Here is a 940-nt window from a genome sequence, read left to right on the forward strand (position 1 = left end):
GGGTTCGCGGACCATATGCACGATGTTGGCGGGGTTCATGATCCAGCCGCCGCGAAATCCTTCGCCCAGCGGTTCGATCGGGTCGCAGCGTACGGCGCCGCCGTCCTCCAGCCGTCGCAGGGCGGCGCGGTGGTCCGGAGCGAACAGTTCGAGCCAGACCTCGGCCTGGGTCAGGGTCTGCGACTCGTCGATCCAGAGCTGGTTCGGGCCGAGCTTGAAGCCGACCGCCGGCGCCTTTTCGGGGATGCTCTCAAGCCCGACGACGTCGCGGTAGAAGGCGACGACGGCCTGATGCTGGTGGCTCGGCGCCTTCATGGCGATGTTGACGCCGCCCTCGATCTTGATGGTCATGCGTGGTCCTCATTTCCGGTTGCTGTTGGTGGGCAGGACGCCGCGCATCTCTGAAGGGTAGAAGCCCTCGCGCAGATTGATCCCGTGTTCGAGCCAGGCCTTCATCGCCGACAGCATGGCTGTCCACCCTTCGCAGTTGGCGAAAGAGGCCTTCTTCCCGGCCGCGTCGTCGGCCCAGCCAGACTCGGCGATGGTGACGAAGGTCGAGCCGTCGTCCAGCGGCTCGAAGTCCATGACGATGCGGGTCTTGAAGGCGGGCTGTCCGTCAGCCGTTTCCGCGTCCCAGCGCAGCACGATGCGCTGATTGGGCGTGATCTCCTCGACGTCCACGGCAACGGAGCCCCACCAGATGACCACGGCCCCTGGCGTCAACGGCGCGCCGGCGCCGCCCAGGGTGGTGAAATAGCCGCTCAGCTTGGTCGGGTTGACCACTGCGTCGAACACCTCGTGAGGCGGCTTGGCGATGCGCCCCGAAACCGTGAAACCCAAGGACATGTCCGAACCCTTCGTGCTTGCAGGAGGCCAGTTTATGTTATAAAAAAATAACATGTCAAACGAGATAGAAGATGATCGTGTTTTCAAGGCGTTG

Annotated in this window: 2 protein-coding genes; both read right to left on the reverse strand. The window is 63.6% G+C overall.

Annotation, left to right across the window (positions count from 1 at the left end; genetic code table 11):
* Window positions 1-351, reverse strand: a 351-nt coding sequence (locus tag AC3A3G_RS16350; RefSeq protein WP_487488736.1) for a hypothetical protein, incomplete at its 3' end; no start/stop codon positions are given.
* 9 nt (window positions 352-360) lie between these two features.
* Window positions 361-846: an SRPBCC domain-containing protein gene (locus AC3A3G_RS16355; RefSeq protein ID WP_487488737.1), complete on the reverse strand. Its 486-nt coding sequence runs from the start codon at window positions 844-846 to the stop codon at window positions 361-363.
* Between the last annotated feature and the right edge of the window lie 94 nt (window positions 847-940).

This window comes from Brevundimonas sp. Soil_N_31 (genome assembly GCF_057655995.1).